The 26,055-nt window shown below is 47.2% G+C and carries 26 protein-coding genes and 1 tRNA gene; 17 read left to right on the forward strand and 10 right to left on the reverse strand.

The genetic code is table 11. From position 1 onward, the window contains the following. Positions 1–373: 373 nt before the first annotated feature. From AAA939_RS04685 to AAA939_RS04720, 8 genes are all read left to right on the forward strand, one after another. Positions 374–1,138, forward strand: coding sequence for a flavodoxin family protein (locus tag AAA939_RS04685; protein ID WP_338207941.1), 765 nt, complete (start codon positions 374–376; stop codon positions 1,136–1,138). 23 nt (positions 1,139–1,161) lie between these two features. Continuing rightward, positions 1,162–1,233: transfer RNA gene (locus AAA939_RS04690), tRNA-Arg, on the forward strand. A gap of 150 nt (positions 1,234–1,383) precedes the next feature. Next, positions 1,384–2,385 carry a hypothetical protein gene (locus AAA939_RS04695; RefSeq protein ID WP_338207942.1) on the forward strand — a complete coding sequence of 334 codons (1,002 nt, stop codon included), beginning with the start codon at positions 1,384–1,386 and terminating at the stop codon, positions 2,383–2,385. Positions 2,386–2,471: 86 nt separating this feature from the next. After that, positions 2,472–3,590 (forward strand): YibE/F family protein, encoded by a 1,119-nt coding sequence (locus AAA939_RS04700; RefSeq protein WP_338208020.1) that lies wholly within the window; start codon positions 2,472–2,474, stop codon positions 3,588–3,590. Then, the gene (locus AAA939_RS04705) at positions 3,587–4,354 is read left to right on the forward strand and encodes a YibE/F family protein (protein ID WP_338207943.1); all 768 of its coding nucleotides are present in this window, start codon (positions 3,587–3,589) and stop codon (positions 4,352–4,354) included. Before AAA939_RS04700 ends, AAA939_RS04705 begins: the two co-directional genes overlap by 4 nt. 53 nt (positions 4,355–4,407) lie before the next feature. Next, a complete protein-coding gene (locus AAA939_RS04710) occupies positions 4,408–4,992 on the forward strand; it encodes a GNAT family N-acetyltransferase (protein WP_338207944.1) in 585 nt (194 codons plus the stop codon). Positions 4,993–5,160: 168 nt separating this feature from the next. Then, positions 5,161–5,829 carry a histidine phosphatase family protein gene (locus AAA939_RS04715; RefSeq protein WP_338207945.1) on the forward strand — a complete coding sequence of 223 codons (669 nt, stop codon included), beginning with the start codon at positions 5,161–5,163 and terminating at the stop codon, positions 5,827–5,829. 20 nt (positions 5,830–5,849) lie between these two features. Then, complete coding sequence (locus AAA939_RS04720) at positions 5,850–6,506, forward strand: histidine phosphatase family protein (protein WP_338207946.1); 657 nt, start codon at positions 5,850–5,852, stop codon at positions 6,504–6,506. A 520-nt stretch (positions 6,507–7,026) separates the two neighbouring features. On the opposite strand, the gene AAA939_RS04725 is transcribed toward AAA939_RS04720, so the two are convergent. The 3 genes from AAA939_RS04725 to asnB form a co-directional block, all read right to left on the reverse strand. Continuing rightward, positions 7,027–8,508 (reverse strand): UDP-N-acetylmuramoyl-L-alanyl-D-glutamate--2,6-diaminopimelate ligase, encoded by a 1,482-nt coding sequence (locus AAA939_RS04725; protein ID WP_338207947.1) that lies wholly within the window; start codon positions 8,506–8,508, stop codon positions 7,027–7,029. Positions 8,509–8,699: 191 nt separating this feature from the next. After that, complete coding sequence (gene dapG, locus AAA939_RS04730; protein WP_338207948.1) at positions 8,700–9,902, reverse strand: aspartate kinase; 1,203 nt, start codon at positions 9,900–9,902, stop codon at positions 8,700–8,702. A gap of 6 nt (positions 9,903–9,908) precedes the next feature. Continuing rightward, positions 9,909–11,807, reverse strand: a complete 1,899-nt coding sequence (gene asnB, locus AAA939_RS04735) for an asparagine synthase (glutamine-hydrolyzing) (protein ID WP_338207949.1) — start codon at positions 11,805–11,807, stop codon at positions 9,909–9,911. A 502-nt stretch (positions 11,808–12,309) separates the two neighbouring features. Between asnB and apf the strand changes: the two genes are divergently transcribed. Next, the gene (gene apf, locus AAA939_RS04740; protein WP_338230521.1) at positions 12,310–12,981 is read left to right on the forward strand and encodes an aggregation-promoting factor; all 672 of its coding nucleotides are present in this window, start codon (positions 12,310–12,312) and stop codon (positions 12,979–12,981) included. Between the two features lie 22 nt (positions 12,982–13,003). Here the strand turns inward: apf and AAA939_RS04745 are convergent, their stop codons facing one another. Further along, positions 13,004–13,504 carry a hypothetical protein gene (locus AAA939_RS04745; RefSeq protein ID WP_338207951.1) on the reverse strand — a complete coding sequence of 167 codons (501 nt, stop codon included), beginning with the start codon at positions 13,502–13,504 and terminating at the stop codon, positions 13,004–13,006. Between the two features lie 214 nt (positions 13,505–13,718). Here AAA939_RS04745 and AAA939_RS04750 point away from each other — a divergent pair, with 214 nt between their 5' ends. Both AAA939_RS04750 and AAA939_RS04755 read left to right on the forward strand, forming a co-directional pair. Beyond that, positions 13,719–14,567, forward strand: a complete 849-nt coding sequence (locus tag AAA939_RS04750; protein WP_338208021.1) for an alpha/beta hydrolase — start codon at positions 13,719–13,721, stop codon at positions 14,565–14,567. An 87-nt stretch (positions 14,568–14,654) separates the two neighbouring features. Then, positions 14,655–15,962 carry an APC family permease gene (locus AAA939_RS04755; protein WP_338207952.1) on the forward strand — a complete coding sequence of 436 codons (1,308 nt, stop codon included), beginning with the start codon at positions 14,655–14,657 and terminating at the stop codon, positions 15,960–15,962. 505 nt (positions 15,963–16,467) lie between these two features. Here AAA939_RS04755 and AAA939_RS04760 read toward each other — a convergent pair. After that, the gene (locus tag AAA939_RS04760) at positions 16,468–16,794 is read right to left on the reverse strand and encodes an AzlD domain-containing protein (protein ID WP_338207953.1); all 327 of its coding nucleotides are present in this window, start codon (positions 16,792–16,794) and stop codon (positions 16,468–16,470) included. Continuing rightward, positions 16,791–17,492 carry an AzlC family ABC transporter permease gene (locus AAA939_RS04765; RefSeq protein WP_338207954.1) on the reverse strand — a complete coding sequence of 234 codons (702 nt, stop codon included), beginning with the start codon at positions 17,490–17,492 and terminating at the stop codon, positions 16,791–16,793. Before AAA939_RS04765 ends, AAA939_RS04760 begins: the two co-directional genes overlap by 4 nt. 184 nt (positions 17,493–17,676) lie before the next feature. Between AAA939_RS04765 and AAA939_RS04770 the strand changes: the two genes are divergently transcribed. Then, positions 17,677–17,895, forward strand: a complete 219-nt coding sequence (locus AAA939_RS04770) for a helix-turn-helix domain-containing protein (protein WP_338207955.1) — start codon at positions 17,677–17,679, stop codon at positions 17,893–17,895. A gap of 685 nt (positions 17,896–18,580) precedes the next feature. Here the strand turns inward: AAA939_RS04770 and AAA939_RS04775 are convergent. Continuing rightward, a complete protein-coding gene (locus AAA939_RS04775) occupies positions 18,581–19,303 on the reverse strand; it encodes a DUF4811 domain-containing protein (RefSeq protein ID WP_338207956.1) in 723 nt (240 codons plus the stop codon). After that, positions 19,303–20,775, reverse strand: coding sequence for an MDR family MFS transporter (locus tag AAA939_RS04780; protein WP_338207957.1), 1,473 nt, complete (start codon positions 20,773–20,775; stop codon positions 19,303–19,305). Before AAA939_RS04780 ends, AAA939_RS04775 begins: the two co-directional genes overlap by 1 nt. Positions 20,776–20,904: 129 nt before the next feature. Between AAA939_RS04780 and AAA939_RS04785 the strand changes: the two genes are divergently transcribed. Beyond that, positions 20,905–21,357, forward strand: coding sequence for a MerR family transcriptional regulator (locus AAA939_RS04785; RefSeq protein ID WP_338207958.1), 453 nt, complete (start codon positions 20,905–20,907; stop codon positions 21,355–21,357). Positions 21,358–21,783: 426 nt separating this feature from the next. Here AAA939_RS04785 and AAA939_RS04790 read toward each other — a convergent pair whose 3' ends face one another. Next, complete coding sequence (locus tag AAA939_RS04790; protein WP_338207959.1) at positions 21,784–22,128, reverse strand: hypothetical protein; 345 nt, start codon at positions 22,126–22,128, stop codon at positions 21,784–21,786. Between the two features lie 237 nt (positions 22,129–22,365). On the opposite strand from AAA939_RS04790, the gene AAA939_RS04795 reads away from it, so the two are divergent. The 4 genes from AAA939_RS04795 (at position 22,366) to AAA939_RS04810 (ending at position 24,868) form a co-directional block, all read left to right on the forward strand. Further along, the gene (locus AAA939_RS04795) at positions 22,366–23,013 is read left to right on the forward strand and encodes a metal-dependent transcriptional regulator (protein ID WP_057705115.1); all 648 of its coding nucleotides are present in this window, start codon (positions 22,366–22,368) and stop codon (positions 23,011–23,013) included. Between the two features lie 254 nt (positions 23,014–23,267). Beyond that, entirely contained in the window at positions 23,268–23,468 is a 201-nt protein-coding gene (locus tag AAA939_RS04800; protein WP_003641227.1) for a cold-shock protein, read from the forward strand. A 188-nt stretch (positions 23,469–23,656) separates the two neighbouring features. Continuing rightward, complete coding sequence (locus AAA939_RS04805; RefSeq protein ID WP_338207960.1) at positions 23,657–24,400, forward strand: threonine/serine exporter family protein; 744 nt, start codon at positions 23,657–23,659, stop codon at positions 24,398–24,400. 12 nt (positions 24,401–24,412) lie between these two features. Next, the gene (locus AAA939_RS04810) at positions 24,413–24,868 is read left to right on the forward strand and encodes a threonine/serine exporter family protein (protein ID WP_338207961.1); all 456 of its coding nucleotides are present in this window, start codon (positions 24,413–24,415) and stop codon (positions 24,866–24,868) included. Positions 24,869–24,986: 118 nt separating this feature from the next. On the opposite strand, the gene AAA939_RS04815 is transcribed toward AAA939_RS04810, so the two are convergent. Continuing rightward, positions 24,987–26,018, reverse strand: a complete 1,032-nt coding sequence (locus AAA939_RS04815; RefSeq protein ID WP_338207962.1) for an LCP family glycopolymer transferase — start codon at positions 26,016–26,018, stop codon at positions 24,987–24,989. Positions 26,019–26,055: the final 37 nt, after the last annotated feature.

The following is a 26,055-nucleotide window of genomic DNA, read 5'->3' on the forward strand; positions in this document are numbered from 1 at the left end:
GGCTTCAATTTAGAGTGACTGCACGACGGTCCCCCATTGGTGCGTACGCCAAACCATTATGCAGCTTCTCAAAGTGAACAACTACGCCATCCCGGCGTTTGCGGCCTTAAGCGTCGCAATAAAACCGTCCCATCCGTCTGCGTATTAGTCCGGAATAGGTTGGCTGTTTTTAAGTCTGCAAGTTGTCGAACAGACTGTACAAGATTGGTAAAGTTGTACTTACGTTTATTAAAACAAGACCTTAATTGATTGTCAATCGTTTTTGTCAAAAGTGAACATCATTAGCCACTTTAATGGTTTGCGTTCGTTTTGTATACGTATTTGAACGTAAAAGTGCGGTAAAATGGAAATGACGAATAAAGGAGGGATGGCTATGAGGGTTATTGGAATTCTAGGAACCCATAATCCGGACGGGGTTACGAGTCAAATGCTGAAAGCCGTATTAAAGGGTGCGGCCACTAGTGCTGAAACGGAACTAGTCAATTTAAACGATTACACCCTAGTTCCGGACCATGATAATTTGCCCAATCCTGAGTTAGACCAGTTATCGGCTAAGTTGCAAGCGGCCGACGTGTGGGTTTTGGCAGCACCAACTTATTTAGGCGGTTTATCCGGTGTCATGAAAAACTTTTTGGACTGTTTCCGTAGTCGGATTGCCCGGTATAACGCGGTTGGCGAGGCAGTCCCGGATCAGTTTAAAAATAAGCACTACGTCACGATTACTGACTGCTACGCTGGAGGCGTTGAAAATTACCTGACCGGAGTAACCGACGCAGCGTTTAAAACCATGGACAAATTTTTGACGATGGGTGGTCTCATTAAGTTGCGCGAGATCGTCATCACGCGTACTTGGGGGATGAAGAAATTAACGCCTAAAAAACAGGCAGAAGGCGAACGCGTGGGCCAAAAGGCGGCTCGCAAAGTGGAAAGGGATGATAATACGATGAAACGTTACGTTGAACTGTTCTTCATGATTGCCGTCATGGCGTTACTGACTATGGGGATTGAAGCTGGTTTGGGCCGGTTGATCCCACTTACTAATTTCTGGACGTACTACGGCGCCTTCGTCGTTATCTTTTACATTTTGTTGGCTAGCATTTTGCACTTTTTCACCGTGGTCAAGCATCGCCGGCGTTAAAAAGTGTTACCATGAAATTACGGGCGTCCTTAGTGTAATGGATAGCACGCGAGATTTCGGTCCTTGCGATCTCGGTTCGATTCCGAGGGGACGCATTTTATTAATGAGCAGTGACCGCTGTCAAAAGTAAAGGTTTGACCAAATGAATGGGTGGTTCGCTACGGGTAACCGTAACGGACTGCCTTATTTTGGTATAATGGGCATATTAATGACGATAAAATCAATTTTTAGTTGGAGGAATTTAAATGCAGGTTGTTGGATCATTTATTGCCACAATCGGGTGGTTAGGGTTGGCGCTAATTGCCAGTGAACTACTCGCTACCCTGATTTATGATCTCGGGCAGTGGGTTGGCTATCGCCTCATTGGGGCGCGGGTCGTGGCCCTGGTTGGGTTTCGGTATCAACTTTGTAAAGTTGACGGTCACTGGAAATTTCAACGCCCACTGACGGCTTATCCGCACTTAGTCGCAATGCCGCCGGTTGATCCTAAACGCTTTAATCACGCCCTGTACTGTTTTGGGGGCGGGCTGTTTAATTTATTGGCCATTGTCTTGAGTCTCGTCACAATGATGCAGTTTACTTGGGACTTCAATCTGTGGTTGTTTATTTTTATTATTTGGGTCTGGGCAAATACGTTAAAAGTTGGTCAGTTGTTACCGATGAATTTTCATGGTCGGCCGACCGCCGCACAAGAGTTTCGGGCTGCCCGTGAATCAACGGCCGCAATGACCGCTGCGTACGTCACGGCTACTGCGACCGCACTAAAAATGCAAACTGGTAGTGTTGCTGATTTAGATGCTGCAATGATCGTCATGCCCCGTAACGGCGGGAACCAGAATTATTTAGTCGTTCGCCAGGCCTTTTTGATCCTAGAGTGGGGACTACAACACGGGCTCAGCACGCCGGATCTCTTAGCTGGGTTGAGCCGGTTGGAACCGAGCTTTAACTTAGTGCCGCCAGCTGATCTGGCCCGCTACATGACCGCAACGCTTTATTGGAACCTATTCAGTGAACACCCGGCACCACAAATTATCGGGTGGTATCAGGATCAGGGCGTTCAGCAATTATTGAAACGGTATGAACCACTGGCTAACTTTAAGTTACAAGCCGTGTACGAGTGGCAAGTCAATCATCAGCCCAAACGTGCGCTCGAACTGATTGATGCCGGCCTAAAGTTTGCGCAACGAAGCAATGCCAATGAAGAGTTAGTTTGGTTAAAAGCCTTAAGAGTTCGAGTAGAAGCTTAGTTTCTGGTAAAGAATGGTTGACTAAAACACTGCTGATAGTAGTGAAGTGCTAAGCTTAAAGTTAGCTTAGAACGAAAAAGGGTGAAATTTTGAAACAGCGGATAAAACAACGCGGGGGCCTGTGGCTGACCATCATTATCGTGGTGGTCGGCCTAATTGGCGTGGGCCTAACGCGCTTTAACGCCGGCTTCTACCGGCAGACGGTCGCCCAGGTCACACACGTCACGGCCAGCAGCCGGACGAAAACCACCGATGAGTTTGAAAATAAGGATGTGGATGCGGTTCAGACCGTCACGGTGCGGATTTTGAACCATAAGCATCAGGGGAGAACTTATCGGATTAAAAATAATTACACGCAATCTGGCGCGATGGATCAAGCGTACCGGCGCGGGGATCAAGTCTTCGTTCGAATCCCGGCCAATCGGCACAGTGCGGTCACGATTCAAGGCTTAAAACGCGATACGGCGTTAGCGTTTGTCGTCTGGCTAGCGTTTGCCTTATTGCTATTAATTATGCGGTTTAGTGGGTTCATGGCATTTTTGAGCGTGGCCTTAAACGCGGCGTTGTTCTACGCCGCCATCCAAATCGATTTGGCGACAAACGGTGGGCACGTTTACACGTTGTTTGGCATTCTCGCCGTTATCTTTGCGGCGCTGACCCTGTGGCTCGTCCTGGGGTGGGGTCGTCAAATGTGGGTCACCTTTGGCGCAACCATGGCTGGGACCGGCCTGGCTGTCGTGATTAGCCTGACCGTGTTTGCGGTGACGCATGAACGCGGTGTGACTTATGAATCAATGCAGTACGTCACCCAGGTGCCGCGGCCTTTATTTTTAGTTGAAACGATTTTAGGGTCGCTGGGCGCCGTGATGGACGAATCAACGGATATTGTAGCGTCGCTCTTTCAGTTGAAAACGGAGCGACCAGACATTGAACCTAACCAGATTTTTAAATCCGGGTTGCAAATTGGCCATTCAATCATGGGACCGCTCATCAACGTCTTATTCCTGATTTTTATGGCGGATACGTTTGCGATGACGTTACTCTATTTGCGAAACGGCAATAATTGGGGTTACACCTTCACAATGAACATGTCCCTTGGAATGGTCCAAAGTTTGATTTCTGGGATTGGGATCGTCTTAGCGATTCCGGTGGCGAGCTGGCTGGCTAGTCGGCTGATGCCCGGGGAGCAGGTGAAGCCATCATGAGTACGATTACGGTTTTAGGATTGGTATTATTTATTTTGATGACGATCATCGGTGGCAAAACCGGTGCGACCGCCTTTCTCAGTTTGATTTTTAATTTTGGCCTGCTATTTCTAGCGGTCGTCTTGATTTCGTGGGGCTTTCCAGCGATGGGCGTCTCATTAGTGATCGGTACGATTATCTTGGCCTTCACGATATTCTTTGGCGAAGACAACGAGTTAGCGGCTAAAACGGCTTACATTGCCGCATTGATCGTAATGGTCGTTTTAATTCTCATTATTTTTCCGGTCGAGCACTGGATCATGGCGCAGGGCTTTAGCCTAGAAGATAGTGAAGATTTGGAAGGCATGTCGCTGACGATTGGCGTTTCGTTTGTCGGGGTCGCGGTGACGGAAGCCATTCTGAGTACACTCGGTGCGATTGCGGAAGCTAGCATTGCGATTGCGGCGGGATTGAGTGAGATTATCGAACAACATCCGCAGGTGACGGCTAAGCGCCTCTACATTGACGGGATTAGTGTTGGTAAGCAAATTATTGGGACGACGTTTAACACGCTGTTCTTCGGTTTTTTCGGGGGCTTTTTGGCACTGTTTATTTGGTTTTCAGGGTTACACTATTCCTTTGGGAGTGTGATCAATAATAAGATTTTTGTCGCGGAAGTCATCATGGTTTTGTTTTCTCTGATGGGGGTTATTTTGACCGTACCAGTGACGACTTGGGTGATGACAATCGAACATCGCCGCAATCAAGGTAAGCTAAAAGATTGACGATGTGTTGAAAGATTTGTTAGGGTAGAAAAAACGACGGAGGTAGGACAAGTATGCAGATTCGTAAAGCGCAGCCACAAGATGGCGCACAGATTGCACCGTTGATTGCAATGATTTATCGGGATATGGAGATGCCGGTGTTGAAGGATGTCAGTGAGGCTGACTTGCTAGACATGTTAACTAAGCTCTATTCGTTGCCGGAAAACCTGGATGGGTTAGCGCAAACGTTTGTGGCGACCCTTAAAGATAAGGTCGTGGGGGTCGCGTTTGGGCATCCCGCCCACAATGAGGTTGCGGTCAACGACTTGTTAAAACGTGTTTCTGGTGAGCATTCCGGCTTTACGGCGCCACTAGAATTAGGTGGTGAAGCGCGTCCTGGCGAATGGTACCTCAGCATGCTGGCCGTGGACCCGCAAACGCAGGGTCACGGGGTTGGCAGCCAGTTATTAACGGCGTTACCGAAGTTGGTCAGTGGTTTGGGCGCTGCCAAACTCAGCTTGAACGTTGATGATGGCAATCCACGTGCGGCCAAGTTATACCACCGCCAAGGGTTCACCGTTGACGGTCAGTTAATGATTGGTGTGCATCCATATGAACACATGGTCAAACCGATTACTGAAGGGGCCACTGAAGCCTAATTTCTTAATTTGAAACTACTATCAGAGCAGTCTTACGATTAAAACGTGGGGCTGCTCTTACTTGTTATGGAATTAATTTTTGTGGTTGCGCGTAAGCGGATACTTTATCAATTTAAAGAACACGGGTAGAATAGAGAAGAATAAGGATCGTTGGAAGGATGAAGTCCCATGCAAATTTATTTTGTTCGGCACGGCCGGACGCAGTTTAACCTGGAACACCGTTTTCAGGGTGGTCGTTCTGATTCACCGTTACTACCGGATGGAATCGTTGATGCACAAGCCGCTGGCAAATATCTAGCGGACACACAATTCGCCAAAGTTTATAGCAGTCCGCAAAAGCGGGCAATGGATACGGCGAAGTACGTGGTGGCTGCCAATCAGTGGCAACCGGAAATTACCGTCGAACCTGGTTTTAAAGAGTTCGACTTTGGGACCTGGGACGGGCAGGCCGAAAATGAAGTGCAACCTCGGGCTTACGCGCAAGTCTTGTTAAAACAACCGGGGGAGTACGACCCTAGCCAAGCGGGTGGCGGTGAAAGCTACGCGGCGTTTGTGGATCGAACAACGGCGGCGGTTCGTAAAATCGTGGCCGCAGCTGGGACTGATAACCCGCTACCTTTACTAGTAGTTGCGCATGGGCTAGTTACGACGATGACGGTCAAGACCTTGCTCGGTGTGCCGGTTGCACAGTTACGTGATCCGTTTTACATGAATGGTCAGTTAATGAAGACCATCGGCAACGGTATCGTGGATAACGGCAGTGTAACGGTCATTGAAACGACAGATAACGAACATTTTAATTTAAAAAAATGGAACGAAACTAGTTTTCTGAAGTAACCCCCGAACGGAGGGATATAATGGAACTTTATTTTATTCGCCATGGCCAAACGCAGTATAACGTCGAGCACCGCTTTCAGGGCGGTGGCTGTGATTCGCCGCTGCTGGCAAGTGGCATCGATGGTGCCAAGCGGGCCGGAGCGTATTTAAAGGACGTTCGCTTTGCCAAAGTGTACAGTAGCCCCCAGCTGCGAGCACTAAATACGGCCGAGTACGTGGTAGCGCCCAATCGCTGGCAGGATGAAATCACGCTGGATTCAAGGCTGAAAGAAATGGATTTTGGCAAGTGGGAAGGTCAAATTGAGGCGACAGTTGAGCCCCATGAGCAGTATGACGTATGCGTTAATCAACCAGAAAAGTACCAGCCTGAGTTATCTACCGGTGGTGAGAGCTACCCAGAATTTTTAAACCGGGTGACGGCGGCGATTCACGATGCCGTCGCAACGGTCGGGTTGGACAGTCCCTTACCGATTTTGATTGTTTCGCACGGTTTAACGACCACTTTTGGCATTAAAGGGCTATTGAACGTTGCAGTCAAAGACTTGCGTCAGCCCCTCGTCGTAAACGGTCAGACGGTCGGGACGGGAATCGTTGACAACGATAGTTTAACGGTCTTAGAGACGTACGATAACCAAAACTTCACGATTAAACGCTGGAACGAAACCAGTTATTTGTAATCCGGTAGATGGTTAGAAACCAGTCCGGTTGGCGCTGACAACATACGGTCGTGGGACCGGGGCTAGCCTGGGGAGCGGTCTAGCCCCTCGCCCGAAACAGTTGCAAATACCGCAATTGTCCCGGACCGTCCGTGGTGTAAGCTCGGCAGAAAAGGCGCCGCGCCAACACCACCGTCACAACCGATGTTATCAGCGCCAACCTCCGAGTATTTAACTGAACTAACAATAATACATTAGCTTTAGCGGAGTCGGACAGGGCTGATGTGCTGTGTCGGCAAGATTGGCGGGTGAATTTTGCGCCAAGCTTGCGGGGCGATTCAAAGACGTGAATTGTCGGCTTTGAATCGAGGTTCCAGACCGTGCTGTGGCTGGGACCGTCCCCCCACAGCACCCAACCCTGTCCGGCGGAGCGGATAGTCTAAGCATAATTAGTATTGTTAATATAATTAAAATAGTCCCAGTTCAAAGCCAAATTATGACTTCGAACTGGGACTATTTTATATAACTGGAATTATTATTACTAGTTAATGGTTGGTTTCAATGCTAACGCCTTGGCAGCTTCTTCGTAGTCGTCGAAGTGGTGCTTAGTGCGACCGATGATCTGGTAATCTTCGTGACCCTTACCAGCAATCAAAACAACGTCGCCTGGTTGAGCCGCTTCAATGGCCTTCGCAATTGCCACGTGACGGTCTTCATAGACGGGAACACCAGCATCCGGAACGCCGGCGACCATGTCGTGAAGAATAGCCGTTGGGTCTTCTGTCCGGGGGTTATCCGAAGTGAAGATTGGTTTGGTGCTGCGTTGAACGGCAATCTTAGCCATCTTTGGTCGTTTGCCCTTATCACGGTCGCCACCACAACCGACAACGCAGTAAATGTCTTTTTTAGCGAAGTCTTGAATGGTTTCAAGTGCGTTTAACAGGCCGTCTGGTGTGTGTGAGTAATCCACAATGACACTGACGCCGGTGTGTGAAGGCACCGCTTGGAAACGGCCTTTGACCCCGGTGACCTTTTCAAGTGAAGCGATGATTTGTTCTTCGGGAATTCCACTCGCGTATGCGGCTGAAAAGGCGGCTAACATGTTGTAAACGTTGAACTGTCCGATGAGCTTCATGGTGACGTGGGTGACGTGACCGAAGACGGAAAGGTCGAATTCAGTACCGTGGCTCTGAATCTGAACGTTTTGCGCGTTGATCATGGCGTCTGGTTTGAGCCCAAACGTTAAGACGTGCGCAGCGGTGTACTGTTCGAATTCACGGCCCACTGGATCGTCGGTGTTGAGGACCGCAACTTTGTTGGTCCCGTTAGCGCCGTACTTGTTGCCTAATTGGGCAAATAACATGGCTTTAGCTTCAGCGTAGTTGGCCATGGTCTTGTGGAAATCCAAGTGATCTTGGGTGAGGTTTGTGAAGACGGCAATGTCGTAGTCGATGCCCCAAACCCGTCCAAGCACGAGGGCGATTGAGGATACTTCCATGGCAACGGTCTCCACGCCAGCGTCACGCATTGCGGCGAGTGTCCGTTGCGTAGTAATGGCATCGGGGGTCGTATTCGCCGTTGGTAACTTTTCATCCTTGATTTTGCGGTACATCGTTCCAATTAAACCGGTGGCTTGTTGTTGGTCCCGGTAGATTTGTTCGATCAGGTGGGTGACGGTGGTCTTCCCGTTAGTCCCGGTGACCCCAATCATCCGCATTTTTTGACTCGGTGCGTCGTAAAAGACGTCCGCTAAGATGGCCATAGCCCGTTCCGTATTTTGTACGTAAATGACAGGGACGTTCACGTCGATGGGTTTTTGTGCGACAAGGATCTTAGCACCTTTTTCCACGGCTTGGCCAGCTAAATCGTGGCCGTCAACGTGATATCCGTCAACACAGATGAACATTGCGCCAGGCTTAACTTCCCGGGTATCCTGTGTCAGCATGGTGACGTCGAAGTCATCTTGCAAGGCGGGTTTAACTTGCTTAAATTTTAAACTATCAATTAATACGCTTGCTTTCATTTTTAGTTACGTCCTTTTCAATAGAATCCGTAAATAACTGTTTCTAGAATACATGCAAATAAGCGAATTGTCGAGGTAGGGCGCAAAGGGCCTACCTCGAAGCTGAGGTTAGTTAAGTTAGTTGAATAAAAATAAAGCGAAGGCGCACATTACTGATTCAGTAAGATGCGCCTTCACTTCATTAATATGAGTTATTCAATGCCTAAAAATTCGTCATGTAACGCGTTCATGGCTGGTTTTAAATCGGCTTCTTTGACTAACACCCAAATCGTGGTGTAACTGTCAGTCGATTGTAAAATGTCAATGTTTTGCGTACTCAAGGCCGTCACAATGCGAGCCGTTACACCGGGTGTCCCAGTGATACCGGCGCCAACGACTGAAACCTTGGCACAGTGATCAATGACCTGACAGGTGACGTGGGCGTTTGCGAGTAAGTCTTTGGCAACGGTCGCGTCGCCGTCCACTAAGTTGAAGACAACTTGGTGTTGCGTGATGTTGATAAAATCAACGCTCAACCCGTGTTGCGCCATCAACTGGAAGATTTCGCTCGAACTTAACGTATCGGTTGGCACGGTAAACTGAGTTAAATCAGTTTGGTGCGCGATCCCGGTAACGGTCCGGTAGTGTTCGATCTTTGTCGTTGTGCGGTCACTGACTAACGTTCCGAGGGCGTCCGGTTCTTGATAAGTGGACCGAATCCGCATTGGAACGTGGGCCTGCTCAGCAATTTCAACCGCGCGGGGATGAATCACTTTCGCACCTTCGTGGGCCATGTTGGCGAGCTCTTCATAACTGATACTCTTGATGAAGCGCGCGTGGGTGACCAAGCGGGGGTCAGCCGTCATCATGCCGTTAACGTCGGTAAAGATATCGACCCGTTTAGCGTGTAAAGCCGCACCGAGAATGGCAGCGGAAGTATCGGAACCACCGCGACCAATCGTTGTGATGTGACCATTTTCGGTTGCGCCTTGAAAACCAGTTACGACAACCACGTCGGCGTCGACGAAGGCGTCTTTAATTGGTTTAGGATCAACGCGCAAAATTTTTGCGTTTTGATAATCGTCATTGGTGACAATCCCCGCGTCGTGCCCGGTCATGGCCGTCACGTTAAGGCCTTGTTCACGAGCGAGTTCGGTAAAGACCGCCGTCGAAATCGTTTCACCAACTGAAACGAGCATATCTAATTCCCGATTAGTGAGTCGGGACTGGTCCGCACCGACTAAACCGAGCAATGAGTCGGTTGCGTAGGGCGCCCCCTTACGACCAATTGCGGAAACGACAACGATTACTTTGTCACCTTGGTCGACCGCGTACTGCACGTGTTTTAAGGCTTGTTTACGTGCGGCCATGTCCTTGACGGAAGTGCCGCCGAATTTTTGTACAATAATTTCCATCGGGTGTTACTCCTCAACCTTTGATGCTAGGGCGTTGGCTTCAGGGCTATCCATCAAGTGGTCACTTTCAACGTAGATCTTGTGCCACATCATGAACGTCAAAACGGTCCAGAGTTTCCGGGAGTTATCGCGAAGACCAGCTTTGTGGTCGTCTAATAACTTCAAGAAGTAAGATTTATCAAAGTACTGGTCCGTTTGTGAGTCGTTAATAATCTGCTTAGCCCAATCGTACATTTCATCTTTAAGCCAGAAACGAATTGGCACTGGGAAGCCTAGCTTCTTACGGTGCAAGACGTGGGCGGGAACGATGTCCTCAACGGCTTTCCGTAAAATGTACTTCGTTGTGCCGTGGCTGATCCGTAAATCAGCTGGAATCTCGGCAGCCAAGTTGTAAACTTCGCGGTCCACAAATGGTGTCCGTAATTCTAAACTGTGCGCCATTGTTGTCCGGTCAGCGTTGTGCAACAAGTCACCGTTAAGCCAAGTATGCATATCGATAAATTGCATCCGGCTAATTGGATCGTAGTCCGCTGATTCGTCGTAGAATGGGTGCGTAATTGACTGGAAGGGATGGTTGCGATTGTAATCTTTCATGAACAATTGTTTTTCTTGTTCACCAAAGATAAAGGCGTTACCAACGTAGCGATTTTCTAATGGCGTGGTCCCACGCATTAAGAATGACCGGCCGCGCATTCCTTCTGGCATCATCGTTGCGATTCGCTTCAAGGCACCGTTGATTGGCTTCGTGTAGCGGAATGGTTTCAATGATTCGGGTTCGTGGTAAATCGTGTACCCACCGAATAATTCGTCGGCGCCTTCACCGGTCAAAGCAACCTTAACGTGCTTAACAGCTTCTTTAGCTAGGAAGTACTGCGGCACAGCGGCCGGGTCAGCCAACGGATCATCCATACTCCAAACGAAGTGTGGGAAGGCCTTCATAAAGGCTTCTGGCGTAATCGTCATACTGAAGTTTTCCACACCGAGCTTTTCAGCGGTTTCTTGGGCGACGTCTAATTCGCTGTAGCCTTCGCGTTCAAAACCAACGGAAATGGTTTGAAGGTTCGGGTTAAAGTTTTTAGCGATGGCCACGATGATCGAGGAATCGATCCCACCAGATAGGAAGGAACCAACTGGGACGTCGGAACGCATGTGAATCTTAACGGAATCAATCAAAGCATCCTTAATCTTTTGGGCGTATTCGTCCTCAGAACGTTTAACGGGATGGAATTCACGGTGATAGTAGCGTTCGATCCGTGGTGCTGAACCTAACTTCTTAGTTAGTGAGCAGCCCGGTTCGAGCATTTTAATTTGTTTAGTCAGTGTTTCTGGTTCTGGTACGAACTGGAAGGTCATGTAATCTTGTAAGGCGTTCTTATCAAACGTTTTATCCTTCAAGATCTTATAGATACTCTTACTTTCAGAAGCGTAGTAGAAGTCGTCACCAGAGACGGCGTAGTAAAACGGCTTGATCCCAAATTGGTCCCGAGCCGCAAACAGGGTCTTTTCCTGTTTATCCCAAATAACAAAGGCAAACATCCCACGGAGATACTTCGTGGCGTTTTCCTTGTATTTGGCATACATGCCAAGAATAACCTCAGAGTCGGAGTTGGTCTTGAATTCATAACCTTCTTGTTTTAATTGCGCGCGCAATTCAACGTAGTTATAAATTTCCCCATTAAATGTCATCCAGTAACGTTCATTATCGTAAGACAATGGTTGATGTCCACCGGCCAAGTCAATGATACTTAAACGCCGAAACCCCATGGTAATGTTGTCGTCGGCAAAGTAACCATCGTCATCGGGTCCCCGATGGACAATCATTTTCGTCATTTCGTGGATGGTCTGATCGTAAGCGGCGTTATCCGTCTTCGTCCGATCAGTTAAGCAACCAGCAAAACCGCACATGTATGTTCATCTCTCAATCTTTAAAGTTTGAATGGTTAAAATACTTATCTTATAGAATACTTAGTGGTCCGCTGTCAATTTACCCAATTACAATCTTGAAGTAAAGCAGTTTGGATAATTGTAATGGTTTCTTACCGAATTAAATTGTGTTAATCCAATTGAACATTAAGGCTAACGAAAACTAAATATGCTCCCATCATTATACTTGCTTTAGCACATAAGATAAAGCCACGGGCGCCACTTTAGAGCGGTTTCATGGGAAAAGAATGCGGATTTCTTGAGTTAATCTAAACTAACGTACCCAACCAATCCCGGGCTTAATGTTACAAAATATTACGAAATCCTCGATATATTACAGAAATTGGCCAAAATAGTAATCCGGTTGCTATTGGGCTGTTACATTCGGTCGGTATACTAACTCGTGTTGTTAAGTACTGCAACCCACTGGGTGTAGTGCTACAGATTACTAAATACAAAACCACAGGAGTGAAGAATTTATATTATGAAGATCAAGAGTTTATTATTATCAACTGCCGCCGCAGCTAGTTTGCTAGTTTTAGGGGCTACCGCTGCAAATGCCGACACCATCACGGTTAAAGCTGGCGACACGGTAAGTTCCCTTGCTGAAACTCATAACACGACGATTTCTGCCATCGAAAAAGCTAACGCGTTAAAGAACGTTAACTTGATTTACGTTGGCCAACAATTAGAAATCAATGGTGTAACGCCAACTTCAACTGTCAACGTACAAGCGCAATCCGCAGCACCACAATCAGCTGCCGCTTCACAAGCACCCGTTCAAAGCCAAGCACCACAATCGGCCGCAGCTTCACAGGCACCTGTTCAAAGCCAAGCACCACAATCAGCAGCTGCTTCACAGGCTCCCGTACAATCAGCTGCACCGGTACAACAAGCACCGGCTGCACCCGCAGCTCCTGCAGCTAATACTAATGGTGACAGTGCCGCTAAAGCATGGATTGCTAACAAGGAATCCGGCGGTTCATACACTGCTCGTAATGGCCAATACATCGGGAAGTACCAATTAAGTTCATCATACTTGAACGGTGACTATTCCGCTGCCAACCAAGAACGCGTAGCTGAAAACTATGTTGCCAGTCGTTATGGCTCATGGTCCGCAGCACAAAGTTTCTGGCAATCAAACGGCTGGTACTAAGATTCTGGCCAACTAATTTAAACTAAACAGACGAACCACCAGTTGAATTTTGGACTGGTGGTTTTTTTGAACCGTTTTTAATGTGCTTTTTTATTAAATGAAACAAGAGGGTACCGACTAAAACTGGAATGGCAACTAGCAGCAGGCCGCCCTGGATGAAAAATGAGAGTTCCGAAGTCATTAGGCCGTCCTTGGTTTCTTTTTCCATTAATAGACGTTCACGGCTAGCAACTGGGTTGATACTGTTGCGGTAACCACGGCCACTGTCACGATCGTCTTGGATGCCTTGACGTAAGGCTTTAGTACCTACTGAAGTTAAGACTAAGCGGGGTTTCTTGAAGTGCGGGAAAAGATAAATTAATGCCGGGTAAAATAAGCTATAGGAAGCGGTCAGTAAAACGTTGAAGAGCGTCCACTTGAATCTGAAGGGTCCCGTTGGCGGGGCGGTGACTAAGTACATCGCGACAATGTAAAATAGCAAAACGCGAAAGTAACTACTTAGAAATGATTTTAGGATTTTCATAACTAGTCGCCCCCTTTGTAGATAGCATCTTAGGGCGAGCGGCAAGTCGCTGCAACTTTGGCTATTTAATTGAAAGGCTTATTAACTGATGGCCTCGTCGTACACTGTTACTAACAATTCCAACTTTTTTGAAATTTAGGCTTGTGTTCGCCTTACTTGAAGGCTGTATAGTTAAGGACAGTTAATCAGAGGAGGGACGGCAATGCGTCTAAAAATGAAATTGGGGTGGCTTGGACTACTCTTATTGGTTGCTGTAGGTTTGAGTGGTTGTGGGCGGCAACAAGTGGCTAGTAACGTGGTTCACACGAATCGCCCAACACTATTTTTCCACGGTGGGGGTAGTAGCTACCACGCCGAAGAACACATGGTGGATGCGGCAAAAAAGGCCGGTGCGACTAATACGGTCATCCGTGCGATGGTCGCAAAGAACGGTCAGGTAAAATTAGTGGGGCGAATCAAAAAAGGCGCCGTTAACCCAATTGTGGAGGTAAATTACGCCAATAATCGGGAATTGAACTTTAATCAACACGGCCGGTGGGCTAAAAATGTCGTTGTGGCGTTGCAAAAGCAGTACCACTTCACGTCCTTCAACATGGTGGGACACTCACTAGGCAACATTTCGTTGATTTATTACTCATTACAAAATAGTCAGAATCGCCGGTTACCTAAGCTACGGAAACAAGTCAACATTGCGGGGCACTTTGCGGGGCTGAACTTCAAAGGGGTTCCGAAAAGCGTGCAACAACCAGCTGGATTAAAGCTCGCTGCAAACGGTCGTCCCAATAAAATGAACGCCACGTATCGGCAGATGACGAAGCTGCGCCAAGTATTACCGGCAAAGCAGGTTGCCGTTTTAAATTTATATGGTGACATCGGTGGACATACGGACGGGACGGTACCGAACGTGTCGTCACTAGCGTTGAAATATTTGGTTGCGCCGCGCGCCAAGTCCTATCGGGAAAAACGATTCACAGGTAAGTTAGCGCGTCACAGTAAGCTGCACGAAAATCCACAAGTTGATCAGACGTTGATTAAGTTTTTATGGGGCAAGGGTCAAAAGTAACCCTTCCAGTAGGGCGAAGTGCGTTCGTTAAATTTGCCAGCTAACGGAGATTCGTTAATAATAGAATCGTGGCAAAAGAAGAGAGAGATGATAGTGTTGAAAGCCAAGTTTGGCATGTTAAGTGTTATTTTGTTAGGAATTAATTCAATTATTGGGTCAGGAATTTTTCTCCTGCCCGGACAAGCGGAAGGCCTGATTGGTCCCGCAAGTATTTTAGTCTTTATTTTTGATATGTTGCTCATTATTTCGATTGCGTTATGTTACGCAGAAGACGCGACGTATTTTAAGGCAAACGGGGGACCGTATCTTTACGCGAAGTCAGCGTTTGGTGACTTTGTTGGTTACGAGGTCGGATTCAGTGTTTGGGCCATCAGTATTATTGCGTGGGCCACGATGTCAACGGCCTTTGCGACGGCGCTAGGTGCAATTTTTCCGGTCGTCCAGCAGCCAGTATGGAAAGCAGTCACGATCTTTGTCTTGTTAGGTACGCTGACTTTAATCAACATTTCCGGGGTGACGTTAACTAAGTTAGTCAATAACGTGGTGACAATCGCCAAGCTCGTTCCGTTAGTTTTGTTTGTCATTGTTGGGTTATTCTTTATTAACGGCGCGCACTTTACGCCGTTTGTAGTCACAACCACGAACTTCAATAGCGCATTTGGTTCCGCTGCAATTTTAATTTTTTACGCGTTTACTGGGTTTGAGGCCATTGCCATCGCCGCGCAGGAGTTCCATAACCCACAGCGAACGATTCCACTCGCCATTGTGGTCGTGCTCAGTGTGGTTGCGTTACTTTATATTCTGATTCAAGTCGTGTCGATTGGGGTCTTAGGGTCCCACTTAGCGGGCAATCCAGCACCAATTCAAGCCGGATTAGAAAAAATGATTGGACCAGTTGGAAAGACGATCGTTGCGGTCGGCACGCTAGTCTCCATCTTGGGGATTGCGACTGCGCAGTCATTTTACTTGCCCCGAATCGGATCGTCGATGGCGGATAACGGGGTCATGCCTAAGGTCGTCGGGTACCGTAACCGCCGTGGTGTTCCAGCCGTCGCAATGTTAGTTTCATTTGTCATCGCCGTGCCACTGGCTATTTCAGGGACGTTTCAAACGTTGGCAGCTATTTCGGTGGTCTCCCGATTTGCACAGTATATCCCGACGATTTTAGCCGTACTAGTCTTCCGGCGCCGGAAGATGACGCCAGGTGGGAGCCGTTTTCGGGTGCCATTTGGGCCGGTACTGCCAATTGTCGCGGTCGTGGTGAGCTTATGGCTCTTGTCCAAAGCATCCGCGTTCCAGTTGATCATGGGACTGGGATGTCTAGTTATCGCCGTGCCGTTTTACTTTTTAAACCGGCACTTCAACCATTCGAAACGGGTCGATCAACAAGATTGATTAGATTGACATTTAAAGGTTGAAAAGTCTAAAGCCGCTATTAACACCACAACAATAGCGATAGTTATTCTTAAATTATCCGCTCCGTCGGGTAGTCCTGATGTGCTATGGGGGACGGCCCCAGCCGGAGTGCGGTCTGGCGCCTCGATTCAAAGCCGACAGCCCACGTCTTTGAATCGCCCCGCAAAATTGGCAGAGAAGAAACACCTGCCAATTTTGCCGACACAGCACATCAACACTACCCGACTGCGCTCAAAATAGTTTTACTATCGGATAACCGGGCTAACTCATAAGTAGTTAATTTGTATGAGTCTAAATACTGATACAACAGTAATCAATCCGTAAATTTAACTTTCAAGCTTTAAATTGCCTTAAAAAGATAATCGTAAAAGCCGGTATTTCATTCGCTGAAATACCGGCTTTTTGATGTAAATCTAGCTAATAAAAATTAGTGTTTATGGACCTAGTCCGGATGTCGCTGATAACATGCGACCGTGAGAACGGATTATGCCCAGCCAATTAAGCGCATCAGTGCCATGGCAACGACGCCGGTAATGACGACGGCGAGCAAGCTCTTAGTGAGAACGCCGGCTAGGATGGCTGGAATTGATGCGTAAATATTAGGCAGGTTGAATCCCGGCCAGTGCCCAGCGTGGTACGTTAATAGGCTCTCAACGAAGATGGCCGTCATGATGGCGACCGGAACGAAGGAGAGGAAGCTGATCAACCAGTGCGGAATCGACATATTTTTAATGATGGCAAACGGCACGACGCGGGATAGCCACGTCACCAGCCCGCAGAGCAGGATCGTAACTAAAATGTAGGTGCTCACTTTGGACTCACCACCATTCCAAAACTACAGCCGAGTAGGGTGGCCAGTAATAACGCAATATTTCCCGGGAAAAAGCGCATCAAAAAGTACATGGCAATTGCGACGAATAGAACGACCAACAGTTGGGTCGTCAGGGGCTTGCTACGGTCCGTAATGATTTGGAGGTATAGTAACCCGATAAACATCCCCACGACCGCAAAATCGAGTCCAAACTGGTTGGGGTCGGTAATTAGGTTTCCTAACAAACAACCGACGACCGTTGCAGCCGCCCACACGAGGTAGGCGACGACGTTAGCGGCGTGCAACCAGGTCGGCTTGAGTCGTTGGTGTGTCAAGTTGACCTTATTCATGCTGAGCGCGAAGGTCTCATCAGTCAGTAGGGAACCCAACCCGATGTTTTGCATCAGTGAATCCTTTTTAAAATATTGCGCAATCGACATACTCATGAGAATCATGCGTGAATTAATTAGAAAGGTTGAGAGAACAATGGCTGAAACCGGGCTACCCGCAAGCAGCATACTGATAATAATAAATTGCGCGGAACCAGCGTATACGATCAGAGACATTAGTAGGACGGCCAGTACGGAAAGGTGGCTTGTATTAGCCACGATGCCCATTGCTAGACCGACCCCAATGTATCCGAACACGGTGGGAATGACGTCTTTGATCCCGCTTTTAAACGTAAGACTTGAATCCATAGTGTACCTCCAAACGACCAATAAAAAAGTTAATAGATTATAGTTTACACTTATTGGTGAAAATAATGAAGATTATTATCATTGAAATCTAATTTTGCCGTCATGAAATTGTTGCTTGCATTTCAAAACCAGCGGGCGTAACATAAGCACATTGATTTTTTGAAAGGACAAATGGTACGGGAAAATGACTCTGGAACAATTAGCAGCCCAAAGCGGGGTCGCTGCTGATAAAATCGTTACTTATACGCAGGCAGGATTACTGCCTTGCAAGGATACTCACGCGGTCTTTAGTGAGGACGATCAATATTGGCTAGATATGGTCAATTGCTTCTTAGAAAATGGCTCCTCCGTTGAGGACTTAAAGGATTTAATGCCACTGTGCGAACAGTGTGCGACCAACTAATTTTAACGCTATCAAAAAACGGTTTTTCTGGAAGGATGCTTCCGGAAAAACCGTTTTTGATTGGTGAACTAAAGTCTGAAAGCATTAAAATAGATCATATCAAAGGTTAATGGTAAAAACAGGATTCTCCATCGCTCCGCCGGACAGAATCAGCGGGCTGTGGGGTCGGCTACAGCCAGAGTACGGGCTTCCACCTCGCTTGAAAGCCTAAAGCCCAAGTCTTTCAAGACGCCCCGCCATGTCGCCTGGCAGTGTATGCAAAGCGACATGACCGACACTGCCCACTGGTTCTGCCGGCTGCGCTAGGATTGGTTAAAAACAAGCTGAATCAATTTTCGCAGAAAGATCACCTTAGCTGGAGGTCGGCCATGATGAATCTGCCGCGAAAGTGGCGTTGACCGGTGTTCTTCCGGTTTACGCCACCGACGTCTTGCGAGACGTGGGGTTGCGGCTTGCAAGCGAGGACTAAGACCGTTTCTCAGGCTTAGTCCGGTCGCCGCGGTAGGTGAAATCATGGGTGGCCGGAAGCGAAAAATTTACTGAATTTGTTGGTGTCAGGTGTTTAATGACTTTAAACCCTTAGTTGATTAATTCACTTGGTTGCGTGATGATTAGCCGCTCAATAGTTGGTAATAAAAGAACCGCCCATTCAATAACGATGGGCGGTTCTTTTGATGAGATGCGATTATTGGTTCTGTTTGACCGTGGCGAGCATACTTTGGATGGCGTTAGCCTGGTATTGCGCGGCAGCGGCCTTGCTGATCTTAGCAATCTGCGCTTGGCTCATGGTCGGGTTCTTGACCATTGCGGCCTTGACCTGATTTTGAACGTAAACTTTAGCGCGTGCTTTAAGCGTTGCTTGTTGCTGTTTCATCAGCTTACTGAATGCTTTAGCTTGAGTTGTGCTAAGAACGACCCAGTTTTTATTGACGTAAAAGTAATTGGTTCGTTTAACGAGTTGGTTATCGTTGTCGGCAAGCCCGAACCAGAACTTTGCGGCGTTACTTTGATAAGTCCAACGGGTTGTTTTGGTGACCAGTTTTGGTGTACTAGTCGTGGTCTTAACGTGATTGGCAACCTTGGTGTCAGCCTTAGTGTGCTGAACCTTCTTTTGGCTCGCCGTGTTCTTGTAAATGTAAACACGGTGTTTGTCAGCCGTTCCAACGGATTGATAGAGTAACAAGTCCATTTGCTTACTACTACCCGCGGAGGCTAACGTGGTCGTCTTGGTGGTCGTCGTTTTGACCATGCCATAGTGCTGGCCGTCATTTTCAGAAATGAAGACTAACGACGTCAGAAGTAACAGACCAAAGATGACGGTTAAAGTCAGACGTAACGACTTGCGATGAACGTAAATAAATGATAGGAACAGCGCAATCGTACTAAAAACTAAGAGAACTAAAATCATTAGTCATGCACCTCCTCAGTGACGGGTTTAACGGAATGTTGCTTGTCCTTCATGAAGAAGGCGACAACGAGTCCGATGACACAGAATGCTACCGCAACCCAGAAAGCGGCGTGGTAACCACCTAACGTTGCGTTAAAGTAGCTGTCCTTGTAACCGAGTGGGTTGCTCTTAAGCATACTGTGTGCTGGTTCGGCACTGGTGGTGACGTTGGATAAGACGGAGGTCAAGATGGCCGTCCCAATGGAGCTAGCAATTTGACGCGTCGTGTTGTTAACAGCGGTTCCGTGACCCATTAAGTCAACGGGAAGGGCGTTCATCCCGGCAGTCGTCGCAGGCATCATCACCATCGCAATCCCAAACATCCGTAACGCGTACAGGAAGACAATGTAGATCGTTGCGGTATCACGCGTAATGAAGACGAATGGTAACGTTCCGACCGTTAACAGGAACATCCCTAAGATGGATAAGCGGCGGGCCCCGAAACGGTCAAAGGCACGACCAGTAATTGGGCTCATAATCCCCATCATCAAGGCACCGGCTAATAGTGAGAGGCCGGATTCAAAGGCGGAAAAGCCGTGAATAATTTGTAAGTAAAGTGGAATGACCATTTCGGCACCGACCATTGCCATGTTAGCAACGGAACTCAAAATTGCCGCAATCGTAAATTCAGAGTGCTTGAAGACCCGTAATTCAAGGAATGGGTTTTTCATTGTTAATTGACGCCAGATGAACAGGGCAATGAAAATGACCCCGATAATAAGGGTGGAAAGCACGATGGTGGAAGTCCAGCCATTATCACCAACGGATGAGAACCCGTATAATAGGCTCCCAAATCCAATGGTGGAGAGCACGAGTGACCAGAAATCTAATTTTGGTTTAGCGGTCTCCAAAACGTCAGCCATAAAGAAGAATCCTAGAATGAGGACTAAGCCAACGATAGGAACGATTAGACCAAATAAGTCACGCCATGATAGGTTATCAATGACCCACCCGGACAAGGTTGGTCCAATCGCTGGTGCAAGCCCAATAACAATTCCGGCCGTCCCCATGGCAGCGCCACGTTTATCGGCGGGAAAAATTGTTAACATAATGGTTTGAAGCAGTGGCATGGTGACCCCGACTCCAACGGCTTGGATTAAACGGCCAGCTAATAAGAAAGCAAAGCTAGGGGCGGTCCAAGCAATCACAGTCCCGATTTCGAAGATCGTCATGGCTGATAAGTAGAGCCATTTCGTGGAAAAACGGGAACTAAGCCAGGCACTAACGGGAATCATGATCCCGTTGACCAGCATAAAGCCGGTCGTTAACCATTGGACGGTCGACGTTGTAATGTCGAATGCCTTCATTAAAGTTGGAAAGGCCGTCGTTAAAATCGTTTGATTAAGAACGGTACAAAAAGTACCAATCAGTAAAATTGCAATCAGCAAACCGCGCTTGTAGGGTTTGCCATGCGTATCAACAGTTGTTGACAAGTAGATCCCTTCTCTCTAAAAATGTACGTTGTCTAATATAATCGGATTTTGTATCTTTGTCAACAAACTTGACATTAATATCAAAAATTATATACTGAATACTGAAATCATTAGAAAAGGGGTAAAAATGTGAACAATCAAGACGCAGCGTTTTTTAAAAAGTTTAAAGCCCAAATTCATAAACACCAGTTTACGGTTGGCATTAGTGATCTCGCCAAGATGACGGGCGTTTCGCAGACCCAGCTTCGTTACTGGGAACAAAAAGCTTATATTCACAGTATTAAAGCAGTTGAAAAAAATGCGGTTCATCGGTATTCGTACGGAACGTTGATGCGGGTCCATTTCATTAAAATGATGCTGGACGAAGGTTTTACGCTAGCGGCCGCTGCACAGCGGGCTGATGAACACGGGGCGCAGATGGAAATGATGCGGATTTTTATGATGAGTGCGTTTCAGGGGATGGAAGAACGCGACGGTCATCATATGATCAAATTGGGGTATTTTGATGAAGATCACCAGCAGGAATTGTATTGTTTCATTAAGGATGAAAAGCCCCATTATCGGGTGTATCCAGTGAAATAAGTTGGGCATGCCCGACTTCAAACTTGTGAAAACGGTTAATTAATGGTAGATTTAAGTCGGTAAGTGTCGGTCAGTCATTTGGGCATTCAAGTTTCCCGCTCGTCAATCGATCTTATGGCTGGATTGACCGTTGTCATGTTGGTCGTGTTTTGAAGTTTAACTTTGTAAGAGGATTTACAACAGAGCGCGAAGCAGCGCTGAAGAAACCCGGTCTAACCGGGTAGAAATCGTGCATAAAAACAACGTGTAATTGAAACTAGTAGTAGTATTCAATCGCCCGGTGATGATACTTACCAGTGGGGCCCAAGTGATGCGGGAAAGCTTGGGTCCTTTGCTATAGGGTACGCAGCGCTTGCGTTGGTTATGAGACCACAAAAAAAGCTTCGGCGTTGGCCGAGGCTCAATTGATCAATATAATGTGGTTAATTATGAATTAGCGAGCTGTAAGAAGTGAGTGGCGTACCATTCATTCCAGGCAGTGGCCGGATTACCGTTTTCGAAGTACTTTTGATCGAGTTGATCAATCATGCTGAGGTAATCGGTAAACGAAAAGCTGACGCTATCGGCTAGTCGTTGCTTTTTGGTCATGTAGCGGCCATAGGTCAGATGTTCGTTGATGTCGGTCATGTATTTGACCACGTCATAGTTGGACATCAGTTCGAGGTTGTTAACATCGAAAAGTCCCATGTAGAATTTAGCGAAATCTTCTACGGCCTTACGCTGTAAACTCTCATTAAGTTGGGTAATTGATAATTGAGCATCATTGTTCACGATGCGGTTCCTCCTTAGTATTGAAGCACGGTCCCAAATAAATTACGGTAAGTGTAACCAAATTGACTGGTTTGCGCTACAATTTAATTATGACACGATTAGTCGTGATTTACAAAATTTTACCGGACCTTATTTTGGTTACTAGTGGTAGGTTCGTGTTGGTTGTAGTAACATAGTGGAATTAGCGTTGAAGATAAGAGTCGAGACGTAAATATTTAGTTGAGGTGAAGTATATTCATGACCCCCATGAAGGAAGATTACTTAAAAATTATTTTCGAACTTGGTGGTACGAAGAAAAAGGTGTCCAACAAGCAGATTGCACTGAGCTTAGACATCGCAGCCGGTTCCGTAACGGAAATGGTTGGTAAATTAGTGCAGGAAGGCTTGGCTAAGCATACGCCTTACGCTGGGATCTCGCTGACTAAGAAGGGTATCCGTTACGCGGAGACCCTAGTTCGTAAGCACCGCATCTGGGAAGATTTCTTAGTTGATAAGTTGAACTACGGTTTGCCAGACGTCCATTCGGAAGCGGAAGTTTTGGAACACGTCACGAGTGAGCGGCTAGTGGATTCCTTAGAAGCCTTTTTGGGTAACCCCAAGCACTGTCCGCACGGTGGCGCCATTCCAGATAAAGATGGTCATTACCAAGAAGACAGTCATACGAGCTTGGCTGACACGGAAGACGGCGCAGAAGTGTCGATCGAACGCTTTATTGATAACCATGACTTATTGATGTATTTGCATGACATTGCATTGCAAATTGGTCAGCAGGTCACGGTGGTCAAGCACGATCCCTTTGAAGGCCCCGTCACGATTGAAGTTAAAGCGACTGGTCAGCAGATTCCGGTTAGTTACAAAGCCGCCCATAACGTGTTTGTAAAATAAAATGAAATATTCGCGTCGTCCTGAACAAAATTTTCATGACGGTGCTAGTTATTCTGTTTTATTTATCGCGACATAAAGTATTTTAGGAAATACTGGGGATTGGGTACCTTTTTTAGCAACAATATGCTACAATTACTCATGTAGCTTGGTTAGGTAATTTTGGTCAGATCGTTTCAATAAACTATCCCCATTTGCACCGAATCATGATTTACATTATTTTATACGTGCAAAAAGCACTAGGAGGATTTTTTATTATGGAACATGGAACAGTTAAATGGTTTAACGCCGATAAAGGTTTTGGTTTTATCACTCGCGAAAACGGTAGCGATGTATTCGTACATTTCTCAGCTATCCAAGAAGACGGCTTCAAGTCACTTGACGAAGGCCAAGCTGTAAACTTCGACGTTGAAGAAAGCGATCGTGGCCCACAAGCTGTTAACGTTACTAAAGCGTAATTTAAAAGCTTAAATGGCTAAATCGAACCGGCAATGGAAAGCAATTTCCGTTGCCGGTTTTTTGTGTCCACAGATTTTGCAATGATTGGCTGGATTGTTAACCAAGGGGCGTGATTGACATTTGATAGCCCTTTCGTAGATACTAGGAATAGTTTTGAAGAATATCGGTGAAAATAAGGGGTGGTCGAATGACTGCGGATGAATTGATTATTACGACTTGTTTACAGGCTGGCCGGATCATGGTTGAAAATGGCTCAGAAATTTCGCGGGTGGATGATACGATGATGCGGATTGCGCAAAATGCGGGTGTCATTTCGGCAAATACGTACGTGACGATTACTGGGGTCATGATGTCGATTCAGGGCCGGAATGCGACTCAGATTGCGGCGGTGACAAAACGCACGATTGATCTCGAGAAAGTGGCGCAGGTTAATCAGCTGTCACGGGAATTCGCGGCAAACGCGATTGACTTGCCAACGTTGCACCATCGTCTCAGCACGCTGGATCAGGCATCGCGGTCATTCCCATTATGGTTACAATTAGTGGGGGCGGCGCTAGTTAGCGGGCCGCTAATGATCATGTTCCGTCAAGAAATTACGAATACTTGGCCAACGGTGGTGATGGGAACGCTTGGTTACCTGATTTTTTACTTATTGAACCGTTACTTAAAGATCAAATTTTTGAGTGAACTAGTTGCGGCTTTGATGATTGGGTTTGGTGCCGAATGGGCCGTCCAGATCGGTTGGGGAACGAACGTGAATGATATTATTATTGGCGCGTTGATGCCGTTAGTACCCGGTGTCCCACTGACCAATGCAGTTCGCGATACCTTGGCCGGAAACTTTGTGAGTGGTCCGGCACGTGGGGTGGAAGCGTTGATTAGTGCGGCGGCGCTCGGATTTGGCATTGCCGTTGTAATCACGTTATTTTAGGAGGACGGACTAATGGGAATTATTGGACAACTGATTTTGGCCTACGTTGCCGTTCTAGGGTTCGGCCTAATTATTAATATTCCGCACCAAGCGCTCAACGTGGCGGGCTGGATTGGAACGCTGACGTGGGGCGGCTACCTGATCGTGCAAGCGTTCGACGGTGGCGTCGTTTTTGGTAGCCTCATCGGGTCACTCGGAATCGGCGTGCTGAGTAGTGTGGCAGCCCATTATAAAAAGATGCCAGCAATTATTTTTAACATTCCGAGCTTAGTTTCCTTTGTGCCGGGGAGCCAGGCTTACCAAATGGTGCGTAACTTTGCATTGGGCCAGTACCGGCAAGCGGTCGGGTTCACGTTGCAGGTCATTATGATTACGGGTGCCATTGCGTTGGGGTTCTTATTGGCAGAACTCCTTAACCGGTTGATCGCGTTTTGCATGCTCCAGTGGCGACGCGCGCACATCGAATAGCATTTTGAGCAGCAATTAATTTAAAAAGCAGTTAGCAAAAACACGTCGGTGATGCGGCGTGTTTTTTATTGGGCATAAAAAAACCACCCGCATGATTGCAGATGGCTTAGAGACCTGTTTAGTTTTGGTTAGCGAAACGTTCGCCAGTAGTGGCTGCCTTGAGGTCCAAGGACTTACGAAGAACGTTGGTAACACGTTGCTTTTCTGTTTGAGGAACGACTTCGAAGGACTGACCGCTAATCATCTTACCGTTACCTTGGGCGTGGTCGGAAACCACGTTCTTAGTTGCAACCCGGTAATTTGAGAAGAGGCTAGTTAGGTTACTAAACGTTAAATCGGTTCTCGTTTGTTTAGCTAATGACTGTAAGAAATCTTGTTTTAACAAGTTTGAGGCACTAGTACTTTCACCCAGAATGGCCGTGATTAACTGACGTTGCCGTTGTTGCCGGCCGTAATCACCTAATGGATCTTGATAACGCATCCGTGAGTATTGTAAGGCTTTGTCACCATTCATGTGGGTCTTAACGCCCTTCGTGTAATGGTAACCTTCGTAAGTAAACGTTCTGATCGGTGTAATGTCGACGCCGCCGATTTCATTGACAACTTTCTTCATACCACCCATGTTGATCAAGGCGTAGTAGTCAATTGGAACGTTTAACCATTTTTGAATGGTCGTAATCGTTGTCCCGGCACTACCGTAAGCATAGGCCGCGTTTAGCTTAGTCGGAAAGTCTTGCTCAAAACCAGAAACGGCAACTTCTGAGTCACGCGGTAGGCTCACTAACGTTGTTGTCTTTGTCTTGGGGTTGATAGTGGCCAAGATGATTGTATCGGTCCGGCCTTTATAGTCCCGGCCAAGCGCACCGGTATCAGTACCTAATAATAGGATCGATACTGGCTTTTTGCCGTTTAAAACGGCACTCGTATTCCGTGATTTTTTGATACCACTACTATTGAAAGCTGTGTTAGCAGCTTTACGAGCGTTAAAGTAGGTTCGAGCTGCAAAAGCCCCGGTCCCAACCAATAACACGGCAATAATAATTAAAATTGTATTGCGAACGGGATGTCCCTTTTTAGGGCCTTTTCCCTTGGGGCCATTGCCCCGGTGTTCATCGCGATGCAATTCTGAACGACTTGGCATATCTTCCATGAACTCTTCCTCCAATGGTAATGTAGAAAAACTTTAC

Source organism: Lactiplantibacillus paraxiangfangensis (assembly GCF_036246185.1).
Lineage (GTDB): Bacteria > Bacillota > Bacilli > Lactobacillales > Lactobacillaceae > Lactiplantibacillus > Lactiplantibacillus paraxiangfangensis.